Source organism: Mesorhizobium sp. BHscii (genome assembly GCF_053848065.1).
In genome coordinates, this window is the sequence record NZ_JBSPKW010000004.1 from 328,861 (window position 1) to 345,325 (window position 16,465).

Sequence of the window (16,465 nt, forward strand, 5' to 3'; positions counted from 1 at the left end):
CCTGGCAAGGCGCTAGGTCCGGACGCCGCAGGGGGAGCTAATCCGCCACCTTCCATTGCTCGCGCGATTCGCTGGCCGGGTAGACGCCAAGGATCCGCATTTCGCGCGAGAAGAAGGCAAGCTCGTCGAGTGCCAGCTTGACCAAAGGATCGTCGGGGTGGCCCTCGATATCGGCATAGAACAGGGTCGCGGTGAATGCGCCGAGCTGGTAGCTCTCCAGCTTGGTCATGTTGATGCCGTTGGTGGCAAAGCCGCCCATCGCCTTGTAGAGCGCGGCCGGCACGTTGCGGACGCGGAAGATGAACGTCGTCATCATCCTGGCTTCGGCGGAAGGGCGTTGTGCCCACTGCCTGTTCTTGGTCAGCACGACGAAACGGGTGACGTTGCTGTCGGTGTCCTCGACATTCTCCTCGATGATGTCGAGCCCGTAGAGCGTCGCGGCCAAGGCCGGCGCCAGCGCCGCCATGGTGCGGTCCTTCAGCTCGGCGATCAGCTTGGCGGCACCCGCCGTGTCGCCGGCGACCACCGGCTTCCAGCCGTTCTTGCGGATGTATTTGCGGCACTGGCCGAGCGCATGGATGTGGCTGTGCACGGTCTTGATCTCGTCGCGCCTGACGCCCGGCAAGACCATCAGCTGGAAATGGATCGGCAGGAAATATTCGCCGACGATGTGCAGCTTCGATTCCGGCAGGAGGTGGTGGATGTCGGCGACGCGCCCGGCAATCGTGTTCTCGATCGGGATCATGGCGAGGTCGGCCTTGCCGGTCTCGACCGCATTGAAGGCATCCTCGAAGGTCGGACACGGCAACGGCTCCATATCAGGGAACATGTTGCGGCAGGCAGTGTCGGAATTGGCGCCCGGCTCGCCCTGGAAGGCTATTCTGTTGGTTTTTTCAGGCATTCTCAGGTTGACCGGATGTTTCAGGTTGAAAGGAGGGTTCTGGCGCGTTCGAGATCGTCCGGCGTGTCGACGCCGAACGGCGCCGATTGCACAATCTCGGCGTCGATGCGCATGCCGGCCTCCAACGCCCGCAACTGCTCGAGCTTCTCGCGCCGTTCCAACGGCGATGGCTTCAGCGCGACGAAGCGTTCGAGCGCTGAGCGGCGATAGGCATAGAGGCCGATGTGGTGATAGAGCGGCCCATCGCCCCAGGGTGCCGTGGCGCGGGTGAAATAGAGCGCCCGCAGCCGTGCCTCCGACAGCGGCGAGCCGACGATCTTGACGACATTCGGGTTGGTCTTTTCCTCGTCGCGGACGATCTCGATACCGAGCGTGGCGATGTCGACCGTCGAATCCTCGAAAGGCCTCAGCGCGGCATTGATGATGTCGGGATCGATGGTGGGCAGGTCGCCTTGCACATTGACGATCGTTTCGACCTTACGCCCGGGATCCAGCGTGGCCAGCGCCTCGAAGATGCGGTCGGAGCCCGATTCGTGGCCGACGCGCGTCATCACCGCCTCGAAACCGTGCGCGCGCACCGCTTCGGCCACGCTCTGGGTATCGGTGGCGACCACCACCCGGCCGAGCCCTGCGTGGGCGGCGCGGCGGGCGACATGGACGATCATCGGGACGCCGGCGATATCGGCTAGCGGCTTGCCCGGCAGGCGGGTCGAGGCCATGCGGGCCGGGATGAGGATGAGCGTGGACATCGGTGATGAAGCGTCCGAAAAAGAGGGAGGGAAAAGTGGCAAAAGGTCTCACTGGAAGCGCCCTTATAGGTGTTGCAACGCCAGAGCAAAAGACCTAGTTTCCGCCCGATTTGACCGCCTTGTGGGGTGGTTCACGATTACCGACGGACGGAGTGGACGGATCGGTCCGCCGGAAAAGGGAGCCTGGGGCGTATGGACTCTTTCGAAATCAACAAGCTGATCGGCGGCCTGCTCGGAACCGTGTTCGTCGTCTTCTCGATCGGCATTGTGTCCGACGCGCTGTTCGCCTCCCCCGCACCGGAAAAACCCGGCTTTGCCATCGAGGCGACCGAGGAGCCTGCCGAGGGCGGCCCGGCAGCCCCCGCTTCAGAAGCCAAGCCGATCGCCGACCTCCTGGCCAACGCCAATGTCGAGGCGGGTGCCGCCGTGTTCAAGAAGTGCCAGGCCTGCCACTCCGGCGAGAAGGGCGGGCCGAACAAGGTCGGCCCCGATCTCTGGGACCTCATCGACCGTCCCGTCGCCGAGCATGGAGGCTTCGCCTATTCGGCCGGGATGAAGGATTTTTCCAAGGGCGGCGCCGAGAAGTGGACCTATGACAATCTCAATCACTTTCTCCTCTCGCCGAAGAAGCTCGTGAAGGGCACGGCGATGGGCTTCGCCGGCCTGCCGAAGGACGAGGACCGCGCCAACGTTATCGCCTATCTGCGCACGCTGTCGGACAGTCCAAAGCCGCTGCCGGCACCCGGCGCTTCGGCCGAGAATGCCGCCGCGCCCGCCGAAGGCGCGGCGCCGGCCAAACCGGCAGAAAGTGCAGCACCGGCCAAACCCGCAGAGGGTGCAGCGCCGGCCGCACCTGCGCCGGCCCCAGCTGCTCCGCCACCAGCGCCGGCGCAATAACGCAATTGTAATCGTACATTCCTTGAAAAAGCCGGGTTCAGCCCGGCTTTTTCAATGGGAAAAGCGCATGTGCGGCGACAAAGGCGACCTGTCGCGGTTTTCATGAGCGTCAAATGAACTAGATTGTCGGCTGACAGCTATCGCGCAGGGGAGAAGGCATGACGGTTGGCCGAACGTTTCTCAGATCGACGCTGGTTGTGGCGGCTTTCGCCGGCGGCCTGCAAGCAGCCTTCGCGGACGAATGGCGCACTACCTCGTCGCTGATCGGCGAATCCAAATACGGCAACAACTTCCAGCGCTACGACTACGTCAATCCGGACGCGCCGAAGGGCGGCACCCTAAATTCGGTGGTGCTCGGCACGTTCGACAGCTTCAATCCCTATATCGTCCAGGGTTCCTTCGCCGCCGGCTTCGTCCCGTTCGGCGGCGGCCTGCTCTATGACACGCTGATGGAGCAGGCGACCGACGAAGGCAGCGTCAGCCATCCGCTGATCTCCGATGCCTACAAACATCCGGACGACTATTCCTCGGCGACCTACCGTCTCGATCCGCGGGCCAAGTGGCACGACGGCAAGCCGATTACCACCGACGACGTGATCTGGTCGTTTCAGGTGCTGAAGGCCAACAGCCCGATGTACAGCCGCTATTTCGAGAACGTAACCGATGCCGTCGCGATCTCGGACCGCGAGGTCGAGTTCCAATTCGACCAGAAGGGCAATCGGGAGCTGCCGAAGATCCTCGGCGATCTGGTGGTGCTGCCGAAGCACTGGTGGGAAGGCACCGATGCCAACGGCAAGAAGCGCGATATCACCAGGCCAACGCAGGAGCCGCCGCTCGGCTCGGCCGCCTACAAGATCGCCAGCTTCAAGCCTGGCACTGAGATCGTTTGGCAGCGCGTGCCGGACTACTGGGGTGCCAAGCTGCCGGTGAAGATCGGGCGAGAGAATTTCGACAGGCAGCGTTTCAGCTACTTTCTCGACGACAATGCCTCTTGGCAGGCCTTCACCAAGGGCGGCTTTGAGGATTTTCGCGTTGAGTCACGGGCCCAGAGATGGGCAGTCGAGTACACCTTTCCCGCCATCAAAGCGGGGGACGTCATAAAAGCGGAATATCCCACGACCTCGCCGGAACCCATGCAGGCCTATGTGATGAACACGCGCCGGCCGCTCTTTCAGGACGTGCGCGTGCGCCAGGCTCTGACCTACGCCTATGATTTCGAGAGCATGAACCGCACCATCTTCTTCGGCGCCTATACGCGCACGGACAGTTATTTCGAAGGTGGCGATTTAGCCTCAAGCGGCCTGCCGCAGGGCAAGGAGCTGGAAATCCTGCAGCAATATCGCGACAAGCTGCCGCTCGAACTGTTCACCCAGGAGTTCAAGCTGCCCGTCTACACCACGCCGCAGTCGGGGCGTGAAAATCTTCGGAAGGCCTATGACCTCTTCAAGCAAGCGGGTTGGGTCAATCGCGGCGGCAAGCTCGTCAACGAAAAGACCGGCGAACCGTTCAGGATCGAATTTCTCGGCAACGACCCCGTAGACGAACGCGTCGCCGGGCCCTTGATTGACAATCTCAGACGTCTCGGCATCGATGCCACGCTGCGCATCGTTGACGACAGCCAGTACACGAACCGGACCCGCGCCTTCGATTTCGATATGCTGGCGGTTGCCGGCTTCCAGCAATCCAATTCGCCGGGTAACGAACAGCGGGATTTCTTCAGCTCCACTGCAGCCGATACATCAGGGTCACGCAATTTGGCAGGGATCAAGAACCCGATCGTCGACGCCCTCATCGACCGGGTGATCTTTGCCACCGATCGGGACGATCTCATAGCGGCCACCCACGCACTGGACCGGGTGCTGCTCTGGAACTACTACATGATCCCACAGTGGCACTTGGGAAAAATTCGTATCGCCTACTGGAACAAATTCGGCATCCCGGAGAAGCAACCGGCCTATAGCGGCGTCGACCAGAGTTCCTGGTGGATCGACCCGGACAAGGAAAAGGCGCTGGCGGCAAAATACAAGAGTGGCAATTGATGACGGCGCTCCCCCGCCGCGCTCCTCTGGCCCGCCGCGACTTTCTGGCCCTGGGCGCCGCGGCCACGGCGGCAGCTTTGCTGCCCGGCCGGGCCTTCGCCGCCATCGCGACCGGCGTCAAGCTGCACGGGCTGTCGGCCTTCGGCGACCTCAAATATCCTCCCGATTTCACACATTTCGACTATGTCAATCCGGACGCCGCCAAGGGCGGCCAGATGAATTTCGCACCGCCGAACTCCATCTTCAATCAGAGCTTCCTGACGTTCAACACGCTGAATTCCCTGGTGTTGAGGGGGGAATCGCCGCCGCGCACCGAACTCTGTTTCGATTCGCTGATGGCAAGCGCACTCGATGAGCCGGATGCGGTCTATGGCCGGCTTGCCGAGTCCGTCACCTTATCGCCGGACCGCAATGGCTTCCGCTTCAGCCTGCGACCGCAAGCGCGCTTCCACGACGGCTCGCCACTGACGGCGGAGGACGTCGCCTTCGCATTGAAGCTTTACAAGGACAAGGGCCACCCGAACCTCTCCCAGGTGTTGCGGCATATGACGGAAGCGGTGGCGGTCGATCCGGTTACCCTCGACCTTACCTTCAACGGCAAACAATCCGCGCAGAATATCCTTGCGATCGTCGCAATGCCGATCGTGTCCAAAGCCTTTTATACGGCCAATGATTTCGATGCCTCGACGATGAAACCGCCGCTCAGCTCCGGACCATATAAAATAGGGCGCGTGGCCGCCGGGCAGACCGTCGAATATGAACGCGTCGCCGACTATTGGGGCAGGGATCTGGCCGTGAACCGCGGCCTCTATAATTTTGACCGCATCCGTATCGACTTTTACATCAATCGCCAGGCAGCGTTCGAAGCCTTGAAAAAGGGCGACACGCATTTTCGCGAGGAATTTACCTCGCGGGTATGGGCGACCGGCTACGATTTCCCGGCGCTGAAGGACGGCAGAGTCGTCAAACGCGAATTTCCCGGCGAGAAAACGCCATCCATGCAGGCTGTCGCGCTGAACCAGCGTCGTCCGCAATTCCGCGATGTGCGCGTCAGACGAGCGATTGCCAATTGCTTCGATTTCGAATGGACCAAGCGGGTTTTGTTTTACGGCGCCTACGAGCGCTCGCAATCGAACTTCGAACGGTCGGATTACAAGGCCGAGGGCCTGCCCTCGGCCGAGGAATTGGCCCTGTTGGAGCCGTTTCGAGCCGAGCTGCCGCCGGAAACCTTCGGCGAAGCGGTGATGCAGCCTGTCTCCGACGGTTCGGGCCACGACCGTAAGCTGCTGCGCGCGGCTTCGAGACTGCTTGCCGAAGCCGGCTGGAAGCGGGCGGGCAATTTCGTCGTCAATGAAAAGGGCGAGCGGCTGCGGGTGGAAATGTTGGCCGAGGACGATGGCATCGTTCGGCTTTTCTCGCCGTGGGCCGAGAACATGAAAACGATCGGCATCGACGCTTCGATCCGGCAGGTCGATTCGACGCAGTATGAACAGCGGCAGAGCAATTTCGACTTCGATTTCACCCTGCTCGCGTGGTCGATCGGGGCGACGCCGACTGCCGACGGCCTAGAGATACTCTATGATTCCCGGATGGCAAAAACGCCGGGAATGCGCAACTATCCCGGTACGGAAAGCAAGGCCATCGATGCGCTGATCGAGGCAGCCGGCAAGGCGCAAAGCCGGATCGAACTGGTCACGGCGCTCAAAGCACTCGATCGGGTCTTGCGCGCGCGGCTAGACTGGATTCCAACATATTATCTCGCGAATCACCGAGTAGCCTATTGGGACATGTTCGGCTTTCCCGAGCAGAAGCCTGATTTCGGCTTTCCGGTCGAGGCGCTGTGGTGGTTCGACAAGGACAAGGCGGCAAAGATTGGCAAAGCCTAAATTTCTTGCGGGCGTTGGCGCCGCCCCTCACCTGCCTGCCGGCATCCTCTCCCCGTATAGCGACGGGGAGAGGAGCGCTTCCATCGAGGGTTTCGCCAATCACAAGCGTGGCAATAAAAGCGCCGAGATTGCGGCCAGCCCCTTTCTCCCCGTCACTATACGGGGAGAAATGTCCGGCACGACAATGAGGGGCGGCGCCAGTGTCGAAAATTGGTTCGAGGCGATTGCCTTGGCGGCATCTCCAGACACAATGATCTCCCTCAAGGAAGACAACATCTGATGGGCGCCTATATCCTGCGCCGCATCCTGCTGATGATCCCGACCCTGTTCGGCATCATGGCGGTGTCCTTCGCCGTCATCCAGTTCGCGCCGGGCGGGCCGGTCGAGCAGGTCATCGCCAGGCTGACCAACCAGGGCGGCAGCGATCGCCTTGGCGGTGGCGGTGGCGATGCCGGCGCCAGCAATTTCGACGTGGCCGGCGACGTCGGTTCGAAATATCGAGGCGCGCAGGGGCTCGACCCCGAATTCATCGCCAAGCTGGAAAAGCAGTTCGGCTTCGACAAGCCACCGCTCGAGCGCTTCGGCATGATGCTGTGGAACTATATCCGGTTCGATTTCGGCGACAGCTATTTCCGTGACATCTCGGTGATCGATCTGATCCTGGAGAAGATGCCGGTATCGATCTCGATCGGGCTGTGGATCACGCTGCTGTCCTACCTGATCTCGATCCCGCTCGGCATCCGCAAGGCAGTCAAGGACGGCTCGGCATTCGACGTATGGACCAGCGGCGTCGTCATTGTCGGCTACGCCATTCCGGGCTTCCTGTTCGGCATCCTGCTGATGGTGCTGTTTGCCGGCGGATCCTTCTACGACTGGTTTCCGCTGCGCGGAATCACCTCCGACAATTGGGACCAGCTGTCCTGGCCGGCGCGGATCGTCGACTATCTCTGGCACATGACATTGCCGCTGACGGCGCTGGTGCTGTCGGCCTTCGCCACCACGACGCTGCTGACCAAGAATTCGTTCCTCGAGGAAATCCGCAAGCAATATGTGGTGACCGCGCGCGCCAAGGGCCTGTCGGAACGGCAGGTTCTCTACGGACACGTCTTCCGCAACGCCATGCTGATCGTCGTTGCCGGCTTTCCCGGCGCCTTCATCTCGGCCTTCTTCACCGGCTCGCTGCTGATCGAGAACATCTTTTCACTCGACGGCCTCGGCCTGCTCGGTTTCAGGTCGGTGGTCGAGCGCGACTACCCGGTGGTGTTCGCCAATCTCTACATCTTCTCGCTGCTTGGCCTGATCGTCGGGCTCCTGTCCGACCTGATCTATACCTGGGTCGACCCGCGCATCGACTTCGAGCGGAGAGACGTCTGATGGCCGGGGCCGCAACCGAAACGGCGCCGGACCGGATTGCCCGGCCCTGGCTGTCGCCGCTCAACCAGCGGCGCCTGCAGAATTTTAGGGCCAACCGGCGCGGCTATTGGTCGTTGTGGATCTTTCTCGTGCTTTTCGTGCTGTCGCTGTTTTCCGAATGGATCGCCAACGACAAGCCGGTCCTCGTTTCCTACAAGGGCGAGATCCTGTTTCCGGTCCTGGTCGCTTATCCCGAGGAGAAGTTCGGCGGCTTTTATGCGGTCACCGACTATCGTGACCCGGTCATCCAGGACGAGATCAATGCCCATGGCTGGATGATCTGGCCGCCGGTCCGCTACTCCTACCGGACCGTCAACAACGCGATCCCCGAGGCGGCGCCCACCAAGCCGTCCTGGCTCTATGACGTCAAGACACGCTGCAACCAGTATCCGCAAGGTACCGCCGACCCCAATTGCGCCGTCGGCAACTGGAACTGGCTGGGCACCGACGACCAGGCCCGCGACGTGCTGGCGCGCGTTATTTACGGATTCAGGGTCTCGGTGCTGTTCGGCCTGATCCTCACCGCCGGCTCGGCGCTGATCGGCGTGACGGCCGGGGCATTGCAGGGCTATTTCGGCGGCTGGACCGACCTTCTGTTCCAGCGCTTCATAGAGATCTGGTCGGCGATCCCGGTGCTCTATCTCTTGCTGATCGTCGCCGCCATCCTGCCGCCCGGCTTCTTCATCCTGCTTGGACTGATGCTGCTGTTCTCCTGGGTGGCGTTGGTCGGCGTGGTGCGGGCCGAGTTCCTGCGCGCCCGCAACTTCGAATATGTCAACGCCGCCCGCGCGCTCGGCGTACCCAATGGCACCATCATGTTCCGGCATCTGTTGCCAAACGCCATGGTGGCGACGCTGACCTTTCTGCCCTTTCTGCTCAGCGGCTCGATCTCGACGCTGACCTCGCTCGACTACCTTGGCTTCGGCCTGCCGCCCGGCTCGGCATCGCTGGGCGAGCTCCTGAAGCAGGCGCAGCGCAACCTCAACGCGCCATGGCTGGGCATTTCCGGCTTCGTCGTCATCTCGCTGATGCTGTCGCTGCTGGTCTTCGTCGGCGAAGCGACCCGCGACGCCTTCGATCCGCGCAAGACGTTTAGATGAGCGAAGCCCCTCTCCTCTCCGTGCGCGATCTCAGCGTCGCCTTCGCGCAGGAAGGCCGCCAGTCGATGGCCGTCGACCACATCTCCTTCGACATCGCCAAGGGCGAGACGGTGGCGCTGGTCGGCGAATCCGGCTCCGGCAAGTCGGTCTCGGCCCTGTCGGTGCTGAAGCTGCTGCCTTATCCGGCTGCCCGCCATCCATCGGGAAAGATCCTGTTCCAGGGCACCGACCTGCTCGCCACCGACGAGAAGGCATTGCGCCGCGTGCGCGGCAACAAGATCACCATGATCTTCCAGGAGCCGATGACCTCGCTCAATCCGCTGCACACGATCGAGCAGCAGATCATCGAGGTGCTGGCGCTGCACCAGGGCCTGGGCGACCGCCAAGCCAGGGCGCGCACCCTGGAGCTGCTCAACGAGGTCGGTATCCGCGAGCCGGAGAAGCGGCTCGACGCCTATCCGCACCAGCTTTCCGGCGGCCAGCGCCAGCGCGTCATGATCGCCATGGCACTGGCCAACGAACCGGAACTGCTGATCGCCGACGAACCGACGACGGCACTCGACGTCACCGTGCAAGCGCAGATCCTCGAACTGCTCGCGGAGCTGAAGAGCCGCAAGGGCATGTCGATGCTGTTCATCACCCACGATCTCGGCATCGTCAGAAAGATCGCCGACCGGGTCTGCGTGATGACCAAGGGCAAGATCGTCGAGACCGGACCGACGAAAGATATCTTCGCCCACCCGCAGCACACCTATACGCGGCATCTGCTGGCCGCCGAACCGAAGGGCAAACCGCCCGCCGCCAACGCTGCCGCCAAGCCTGTCATGACCGGCCAGGACATAAAAGTCTGGTTTCCGATCAAGAAGGGCTTTTTCCGGCGCACCGTCGACAATGTGAAGGCGGTGGACGGCATCGACGTCACCGTGCGCGCCGGCCAGACGCTCGGCGTCGTCGGCGAATCCGGCTCTGGCAAGACGACGCTCGGCCTGGCGCTGGCCAGGATGATCTCGTCGACCGGGACCATTCGGTTCAACGGGCGCGATATCAACGAACTGTCATTCAACGCCATGCGGCCGCTGCGGCGCGAGCTGCAGATCGTCTTCCAGGATCCGTTCGGGTCGTTGAGCCCGCGCATGTCGGTCTCCGAGATCATCGAGGAAGGGCTGAAGATCCACGAGCCGAAGCTGTCGCACGATGAGCGCGACAAGCGCATCGTCGATGTGCTCGGGGAAGTCGGGCTCGATCCCGCCACGCGCAATCGCTATCCGCACGAGTTTTCCGGCGGCCAGCGCCAGCGCATCGCCATCGCCCGCGCCATGGTGCTCAACCCGCGCTTCGTCATGCTGGACGAGCCGACCTCGGCGCTCGACATGAGCGTGCAGGCGCAGGTGGTCGATCTTCTGCGCAGCCTGCAGGCGAAGCACGACCTCGCCTATCTGTTCATCAGCCACGACCTGAAGGTCATCCGCGCGCTTGCCAACGACGTCATCGTCATGCGCAATGGCAGGATCGTCGAAGCCGGCCCATCCGAACAGATTTTCGAACGGCCGCAGACCGACTATACCAAGGCGCTGATCTCGGCCGCATTCAGGATCGAAACGGCGCCGGTCGGCATCGTCAGCGAGTAGCCTGTACCGCATAAGGAAATAGAATCCGCAATGGAAAAAGGCCGTATCCTGCTTGCCCTCACCGGTATCCATCCAGGCCGTTGGCGCGAACTCTTGTCGGCGGAACGCGAGGTGGTGCTCGAGCCGGACGGCGCCAGCGATCCCTCGATCACCTATGCGGTGGTGTGGAAGCAGCGGCCCAACCTTCTGTCGTCGCTGCCCAATCTGCGCGCTGTCTTTTCGATCGGCGCCGGCGTCGACCACATCTTCGCCGATCCCACTTTGCCCGACGTGCCGATCGTCAAGGTCGTGGCCGACAACCTGACCCAGTACATGACCGAATACGTCGTCTGGCGGGTGCTCGATCACCATCGCCAGGGCATGCTCTACCGGTCGCAGCAGCAAAAGAAGATCTGGCACGAGCCACCGCAGCGACCGGCCGGCGACATCTCCGTCGGCATCATGGGGCTCGGCACGCTTGGCCGCGCGGCGGCGTCGGTGCTTTTGTCACTCGGCTTTGCGGTCAATGGCTGGTCGCGCAGCGAGCGGCCGATGAACGGCGTTTCGACCTATGCGGGCGAGGCCGGATTGGTCCCCTTCCTCAACGCCACCGACATTCTGGTGGTGCTTTTGCCACTCACGCCGCAGACGCAAGGCGTGATCAATTACGGCGTGCTGAAGGAATTGAGGAAACGCAACGGCCTCGGCGGCTCGGTGCTGATCAATGCCGGGCGCGGCAGGTTGCAGAAGGACGCCGACATTCTGCGTGCGCTGGAGGACGGCACACTCAAGGAAGCGAGCCTCGACGTGTTCGAGGTCGAGCCGCTGCCGAAGACCAGCCGGCTGTGGACCCACCCGAAAGTGTTCGTGACGCCGCATGCGGCGGCGACCTCCGACCCCGTGCATCTGGTGCCGATTATGCTGCGCCAGATGGCCGCCTTCGAGCGCGGCGGGAAGCTCGAGAACGTGGTGGATCGCGACGCGGGGTATTAGAGCGCCGCGCGTCCAATTGAACGCGCAAAGGACGCTTTAACATTTTTTGAATCGACGCATGATCCTTTCTGGCAATCGATTCCGATTTCCGGGCATCATGCGCTAACCCGGCAGGCCAAGCTTGGTCTGCTTGGCCGGCTTGCCACATTCGCGACGGGCGATCGACCGGTTCATGGCATCGATCCGGCCGCTCGCCTGTTCGACCTCTCGCTGGGCCTTGGAACGGGCGTCCGGCGTGAACGGGCCGAGGCCCACCCCGGGATCGGAGAAGGACGGCTTGGCATCCTGTGGAAGGCGGTATTGCTGTGCCAGCCGGTTGCGTTGCGCCAGCAATTGATTGCAGGGCACGCTGTCATATTGCAGCGAGGACTGGACATTCGCGTCCTGTCGCTCGGCAATCGAGGTGCCGATGCAACCGGCTATTGCCAGGCAAGATGCCAAGACCACCAAGTTCCAGCGCATGCAACGTCCTCCGTGTCGGTGTCCTGCCCTTTCGGGCATGCGAATCGGACTTTTTTCGCAGCCGCCGCCACGTGTGGCGCAGGTGAACGAAAATGATCGCCGACGAGGCCTGATGCGGTTTCACGATAGACGTCCCGCCGACAGTTGCCTGTAAGCCGAGTCAGCAGTCACTTGCAACAGGCTTCCCGCGCCGGAATTAGCAACTATCTTGGAGCCATGCGCGCCAGTGACCTGCTTCATCCCCGGCCCGAGGGTCTCTATTGCCCACCCGGCGATTTCTTCATCGACCCGGTGCGGCCGGTCAACCGGGCGCTGATCACGCACGGCCATTCCGACCATGCCCGTTCAGGCCACCGCTCGGTGCTGGCCACACAACAGACGCTTGACATTATGGGACTGCGCTACGGCGAGGACTTTGCCGGGACGACGCAAGCGGCAGCACTTGGCGAGGCGATTGCGCTGAACGGCGTCACCGTAACCTTCCATCCGGCCGGCCATGTGCTGGGCTCGGCGCAGATCGAGGTCGTGCATCAGGGCTCATGCATCGTCGCTTCGGGCGACTACAAGCGCCATAGGGACGCGACTTGCGAGCCGTTCGAACCGGTCAAGTGCGACGTGTTCATCACCGAGGCGACTTTCGGCCTGCCGGTGTTCCGTCACCCGCCCGATACCGAAGAGATCGCCCGCCTGCTGAAATCGACGGCGCAGTTTCCCGAACGCGCGCATCTGGTCGGCGCCTATGCGCTCGGCAAGGCGCAGCGCGTCATGCGGTTGCTGCGCGACGCCGGCTACGACAAGCCAATCTACATCCACGGCGCGCTGGCCAAGCTCAGCGACTACTATCAGAGCCAGGGCATCGACCTCGGGACGCTGGAGCCGGCGACCGTCGAAAGCGGTGGTAAGGACGACTTCACCGGGGCCATCGTCGTTGGCCCGCCCTCGGCCTTCGCCGACCGCTGGGCGCGACGCTTTCCCGATCCGATCTCGTGCTTTGCGTCCGGCTGGATGCGCATCCGCCAGCGCGCCAAGCAGGGCGGCGTCGAACTGCCGCTGATCATTTCCGACCACGCCGACTGGGACGAGCTGACCGCCACGATCAGGGAGACCGGCGCCGGAGAAATCTGGGTGACGCATGGCCGCGAGGAGGCCCTGGTGCGCTGGTGCGAACTCGAAGGCATCGCCGCGCGGCCGCTGCATCTCGTCGGCTACGAGGATGAGGGCGATTGAGCTGATGGAAGGAACAATCGTCAACGCAGCGCTGACGCGGTTCTCACCGCCATGAATCGCTTCGCCGAACTCCTCGATCGCCTTGTCCTGACTCCGTCGCGTAACGGCAAGCTGACGCTGCTGAGCGATTATTTCCGCAGCGTCGAGGATCCGGATCGCGGCCTGGCGCTGGCTGCCATCACCGGCGACCTGACCATCGCGGCAGTCAAGCCGGCTATGCTTCGCATGCTGGTCATGGAGCGCATGGATCCGGTGCTGTTCGGCTATTCCTACGATTATGTCGGCGACCTGGCCGAGACCGTGTCGCTGGTCTGGCCGCAATCGCCCGCGGATATCGCCAACCATGAGCCGACGCTCGCCGAGGTCGTCGCAAAGCTGCAGGCGGCGAGCCGTTCCGACGGGCCGAAGGTGCTGGCCAGACTGCTCGACAGCGCCAGCATCTCGGCGCGTTTCGCCATCATCAAGCTGGTCACCGGCGGGCTGCGCATCGGCGTCTCGGCGCGATTGGCCAAGCAGGCGCTGGCCGATCTCGGCAAGGTCGACATCGCCGAAATCGAAGAACTCTGGCATGGGCTGACGCCGCCCTATGCCGAGCTGTTCGCCTGGCTGGAAGGCAAGGCAGAAAAACCCAGAAAGACGGCGCTGGCGCTGTTCCGGCCGGTGATGCTGTCGAACCCGATCGGTGACGGCGATCTCGAAAAGCTCGACCCGGCCGACTACGCCGCCGAATGGAAATGGGACGGCATCCGCGTCCAGGCCGTATCGGAAGGCGGCATTCGCCGGCTCTATTCGCGCACCGGCGACGACGTCTCCGGGGCCTTTCCGGACCTCGCAGAGGCGATGGATTTTTCCGCCACCCTCGACGGCGAGCTTCTGGTCGGCGATCCCCTGCAGGCGACCGGTACGTTCTCGGACCTGCAGCAGCGGCTGAACCGCAAGAGCGTGACACCGAAGATCCAGCAGCAATACCCAGCCTTCATGCGCTGCTACGACGTGCTTCAGATCGGCGACGAGGACTTGCGCGCGTGCTCTTTCCGCGAGCGGCGCGGCCGCCTCGAAGCCTTCGTGCAGACGCTCGATCCGAGCCGCTTCGATCTTTCGCCGCTGGTCGAATTCACCGACTGGCAGGCGTTGGAGGAATTGCGCCGCAAGCCGCTGCATCCGGTCATCGAAGGCGTAATGCTGAAGCGCTGGGATTCGCTCTATCTCACCGGCCGGCCCAAAGGTCCATGGTTCAAATGGAAGCGCGATCCGCACACGGTCGACGCCGTGCTGATGTATGCCCAGCGCGGCCACGGCAAGCGTTCGAGCTTCTATTCCGATTACACGTTCGGCGTCTGGTCCGGCCCGGAAGGATCGGAGGAACTGGTGCCGGTGGGGAAAGCCTATTTCGGCTTCACCGACGAGGAACTGAGACAGATCGACAAATATGTCCGCGACAACACGATCGAGCGTTTCGGCCCGGTCCGATCGGTGCGGGCCGACCGCAGACAAGGCCTCGTGCTGGAGGTGGCGTTCGAAGGGCTCAACCGCTCGACACGGCACAAGTCCGGCGTCGCCATGCGCTTTCCCCGCATTTCACGGCTGCGCTGGGACAAGCCGGCGGCCGAGGCCGACCGCATCGAGACGCTGCAGGCGCTGCTTGACAGTTAGATTTTTGTTTTGAGCATCGGATTTTCCCAAACCGGTTTCCACCCCGGGTCAAGCCGTGGGCATGCTTTTGGGTCCGATGCTCTACGGAACAATCGAGACGCGGATCTCGTAGATGTCGACCGACTTGCCCTGTTTGTCAAAGTCGGAATTGATGGCGATGGTGCCGGCAGCACCCGGACGCTTGTCGGGAAACCGCACGTCGAACAGATATTCGTTGCGCTCGTGGCCGACCGCGTAGCGCTTGCGGCCGCAGTCGCCGAGTTCGCCGAAGTTGCAGTCGACGGAGATCTGCGTGTCCTTGCCCTCCTCGGAGCGGGCGATGATGTCGAACGTGGCGTGCTTGCCGGCGAGTTTTTCCAGCACGCCTTGCCCGACGTCGAAGCTGATCGCCGAACCGGAGGCGCCCGACCGGATGCGCAGGAAGGAACCGCTGTCGTCCTGCATGACTTCGGCCTTGGCATCCGAAGGTGCACTGACAAGCGCCGGGTCGCTCGGTGAAAACACATTGATCCAGTCGCGCTCCACATCGCCGGAGTCCAACGGCGAGGCGGTGTCGCCTGGTGGCGTGAAATCATCGTCTTCCACCGTCGGTACCGTTTGCGGCGGGGCCGTGTCGAGTTCGGCCGCTGACTTGAAGACTCCGGTCTGCGCAGCGAAATAGAGACCGATACCGACAGCTGCGAGCAGCGTCACGCCGAGGAAGATCGCGGTGAGAGGCAGGCGGGGGCCTCGCACACGCCTGTCGTCGCGGTCGGGCATCACCTCTGCGTCGTCGTCTCCGGTCGACGAGGGGGACGACAAGTCGATCTCCGGCGCACCGGGAAAAGCCGCTTCGGGCATGATATCGGGAACGACCGGCAAGACGCGCGAGCGCGGCGCGTCGGAAGCAGGGGGCGCTTCGGATGCAGGAGGCGCGTCGGATGCAGGAGGCTTCGCCGGACCGTCGATAACGACGTCAGGCGAGGACGCGGGTTCAGCATCGGCGCCGGCATCCGGTTCGGCTTCGGCCTCGGCTTCGGCTTCGCTGTCAGCCGGCTGCTTCACCGCCGGTGCGGCAGCGTCATCATCGGGCGGCCGGCCCACGCCGGAAACCGCCGGCAGGAACTCGGATTCGATTTCGGTGATCTTGGCCTGCACCGCCTTCCGGCGCTTGATGGCGACTTCCACCGTCACGCCCGGGTTGGCCTGCAGGGCACGGTCAAGTGCGGCGAAGGCCGATCGATAGACCCGCTCGCGAAACGCGCGGTCTTCGGCATTGCCTTTCTCGAAGGCATTCCGGATCGCTTTTTCGATCGCGTCCAAACGGGACCCCTCTGCACGTACGGTCACATTGTCATGATCGTTAGCCGTAGGCGATCAATCAATCAACGGGCCAGCGGCCGCATTCTGCCTTGGCGAGGCATCCAAAGCCCATTTCGGCGGTTTTCGGTAAAGGAATCAACATTTTTCGCCGATTTCCCGATGCAGCGGCGACGCGACCGCGCGCAGCCTGCCGGTACGGCATCGCGCCACCGAATGACGGATCGGCGCGGCGGCCG

The 16,465-nt window shown here is 62.9% G+C and carries 14 protein-coding genes; 10 read left to right on the forward strand and 4 right to left on the reverse strand.

Translation table 11 applies throughout. The features are described 5' to 3' along the window. Positions 1-37 precede the first annotated feature (37 nt). Positions 38-901 carry a prephenate dehydratase gene (locus ACWTU7_RS08840; protein WP_029356989.1) on the reverse strand — a complete coding sequence of 288 codons (864 nt, stop codon included), beginning with the start codon at positions 899-901 and terminating at the stop codon, positions 38-40. 20 nt (positions 902-921) lie between these two features. Next, positions 922-1,650: a 3-deoxy-manno-octulosonate cytidylyltransferase gene (locus ACWTU7_RS08845; RefSeq protein ID WP_455838356.1), complete on the reverse strand. Its 729-nt coding sequence runs from the start codon at positions 1,648-1,650 to the stop codon at positions 922-924. Positions 1,651-1,842: 192 nt separating this feature from the next. On the opposite strand from ACWTU7_RS08845, the gene ACWTU7_RS08850 reads away from it, so the two are divergent. From ACWTU7_RS08850 to ACWTU7_RS08885, 8 genes are all read left to right on the forward strand, one after another. Further along, on the forward strand, positions 1,843-2,547 hold the full coding sequence (locus ACWTU7_RS08850) for a c-type cytochrome (RefSeq protein WP_455838355.1): 705 nt from the start codon (positions 1,843-1,845) through the stop codon (positions 2,545-2,547). A gap of 158 nt (positions 2,548-2,705) precedes the next feature. Further along, on the forward strand, positions 2,706-4,586 hold the full coding sequence (locus ACWTU7_RS08855; protein ID WP_455838354.1) for an extracellular solute-binding protein: 1,881 nt from the start codon (positions 2,706-2,708) through the stop codon (positions 4,584-4,586). Continuing rightward, positions 4,586-6,472 carry an extracellular solute-binding protein gene (locus ACWTU7_RS08860; protein WP_455838353.1) on the forward strand — a complete coding sequence of 629 codons (1,887 nt, stop codon included), beginning with the start codon at positions 4,586-4,588 and terminating at the stop codon, positions 6,470-6,472. Before ACWTU7_RS08855 ends, ACWTU7_RS08860 begins: the two co-directional genes overlap by 1 nt. After that, the gene (locus ACWTU7_RS08865) at positions 6,459-6,752 is read left to right on the forward strand and encodes a hypothetical protein (protein WP_455838352.1); all 294 of its coding nucleotides are present in this window, start codon (positions 6,459-6,461) and stop codon (positions 6,750-6,752) included. Before ACWTU7_RS08860 ends, ACWTU7_RS08865 begins: the two co-directional genes overlap by 14 nt. Next, positions 6,752-7,846, forward strand: a complete 1,095-nt coding sequence (locus ACWTU7_RS08870) for a microcin C ABC transporter permease YejB (protein WP_065005922.1) — start codon at positions 6,752-6,754, stop codon at positions 7,844-7,846. The genes ACWTU7_RS08865 and ACWTU7_RS08870 overlap by 1 nt, the downstream gene beginning before the upstream one ends. Continuing rightward, on the forward strand, positions 7,846-8,985 hold the full coding sequence (locus tag ACWTU7_RS08875) for an ABC transporter permease (protein ID WP_455838351.1): 1,140 nt from the start codon (positions 7,846-7,848) through the stop codon (positions 8,983-8,985). Before ACWTU7_RS08870 ends, ACWTU7_RS08875 begins: the two co-directional genes overlap by 1 nt. Further along, positions 8,982-10,613, forward strand: coding sequence for an ABC transporter ATP-binding protein (locus tag ACWTU7_RS08880; protein WP_455838350.1), 1,632 nt, complete (start codon positions 8,982-8,984; stop codon positions 10,611-10,613). The genes ACWTU7_RS08875 and ACWTU7_RS08880 overlap by 4 nt, the downstream gene beginning before the upstream one ends. 30 nt (positions 10,614-10,643) lie before the next feature. Continuing rightward, positions 10,644-11,585, forward strand: coding sequence for a 2-hydroxyacid dehydrogenase (locus ACWTU7_RS08885; protein WP_455838349.1), 942 nt, complete (start codon positions 10,644-10,646; stop codon positions 11,583-11,585). 102 nt (positions 11,586-11,687) lie between these two features. On the opposite strand, the gene ACWTU7_RS08890 is transcribed toward ACWTU7_RS08885, so the two are convergent. Continuing rightward, positions 11,688-12,047: a hypothetical protein gene (locus ACWTU7_RS08890; RefSeq protein WP_029356998.1), complete on the reverse strand. Its 360-nt coding sequence runs from the start codon at positions 12,045-12,047 to the stop codon at positions 11,688-11,690. A gap of 216 nt (positions 12,048-12,263) precedes the next feature. Between ACWTU7_RS08890 and ACWTU7_RS08895 the strand changes: the two genes are divergently transcribed. Both ACWTU7_RS08895 and ACWTU7_RS08900 read left to right on the forward strand, forming a co-directional pair. Further along, positions 12,264-13,274 (forward strand): ligase-associated DNA damage response exonuclease, encoded by a 1,011-nt coding sequence (locus tag ACWTU7_RS08895; protein WP_455838348.1) that lies wholly within the window; start codon positions 12,264-12,266, stop codon positions 13,272-13,274. Positions 13,275-13,325: 51 nt separating this feature from the next. Then, the gene (locus tag ACWTU7_RS08900; RefSeq protein WP_455838347.1) at positions 13,326-14,927 is read left to right on the forward strand and encodes a cisplatin damage response ATP-dependent DNA ligase; all 1,602 of its coding nucleotides are present in this window, start codon (positions 13,326-13,328) and stop codon (positions 14,925-14,927) included. Between the two features lie 81 nt (positions 14,928-15,008). On the opposite strand, the gene ACWTU7_RS08905 is transcribed toward ACWTU7_RS08900, so the two are convergent. Beyond that, a complete protein-coding gene (locus ACWTU7_RS08905) occupies positions 15,009-16,229 on the reverse strand; it encodes a hypothetical protein (protein WP_455838346.1) in 1,221 nt (406 codons plus the stop codon). Positions 16,230-16,465: the final 236 nt, after the last annotated feature.

Coding starts and splice junctions, on each gene's coding strand:
- ACWTU7_RS08860 (WP_455838353.1), top strand. CDS start 4,586: ATGACGGCGCTCCCCCGCCGCGCTCCTCTGGCCCGCCGCGACTTTCTG.
- ACWTU7_RS08850 (WP_455838355.1), top strand. CDS start 1,843: ATGGACTCTTTCGAAATCAACAAGCTGATCGGCGGCCTGCTCGGAACC.
- ACWTU7_RS08840 (WP_029356989.1), bottom strand. CDS start 901: ATGCCTGAAAAAACCAACAGAATAGCCTTCCAGGGCGAGCCGGGCGCC.
- ACWTU7_RS08900 (WP_455838347.1), top strand. CDS start 13,326: ATGAATCGCTTCGCCGAACTCCTCGATCGCCTTGTCCTGACTCCGTCG.
- ACWTU7_RS08885 (WP_455838349.1), top strand. CDS start 10,644: ATGGAAAAAGGCCGTATCCTGCTTGCCCTCACCGGTATCCATCCAGGC.
- ACWTU7_RS08895 (WP_455838348.1), top strand. CDS start 12,264: ATGCGCGCCAGTGACCTGCTTCATCCCCGGCCCGAGGGTCTCTATTGC.
- ACWTU7_RS08855 (WP_455838354.1), top strand. CDS start 2,706: ATGACGGTTGGCCGAACGTTTCTCAGATCGACGCTGGTTGTGGCGGCT.
- ACWTU7_RS08890 (WP_029356998.1), bottom strand. CDS start 12,047: ATGCGCTGGAACTTGGTGGTCTTGGCATCTTGCCTGGCAATAGCCGGT.
- ACWTU7_RS08880 (WP_455838350.1), top strand. CDS start 8,982: ATGAGCGAAGCCCCTCTCCTCTCCGTGCGCGATCTCAGCGTCGCCTTC.
- ACWTU7_RS08875 (WP_455838351.1), top strand. CDS start 7,846: ATGGCCGGGGCCGCAACCGAAACGGCGCCGGACCGGATTGCCCGGCCC.
- ACWTU7_RS08870 (WP_065005922.1), top strand. CDS start 6,752: ATGGGCGCCTATATCCTGCGCCGCATCCTGCTGATGATCCCGACCCTG.
- ACWTU7_RS08845 (WP_455838356.1), bottom strand. CDS start 1,650: ATGTCCACGCTCATCCTCATCCCGGCCCGCATGGCCTCGACCCGCCTG.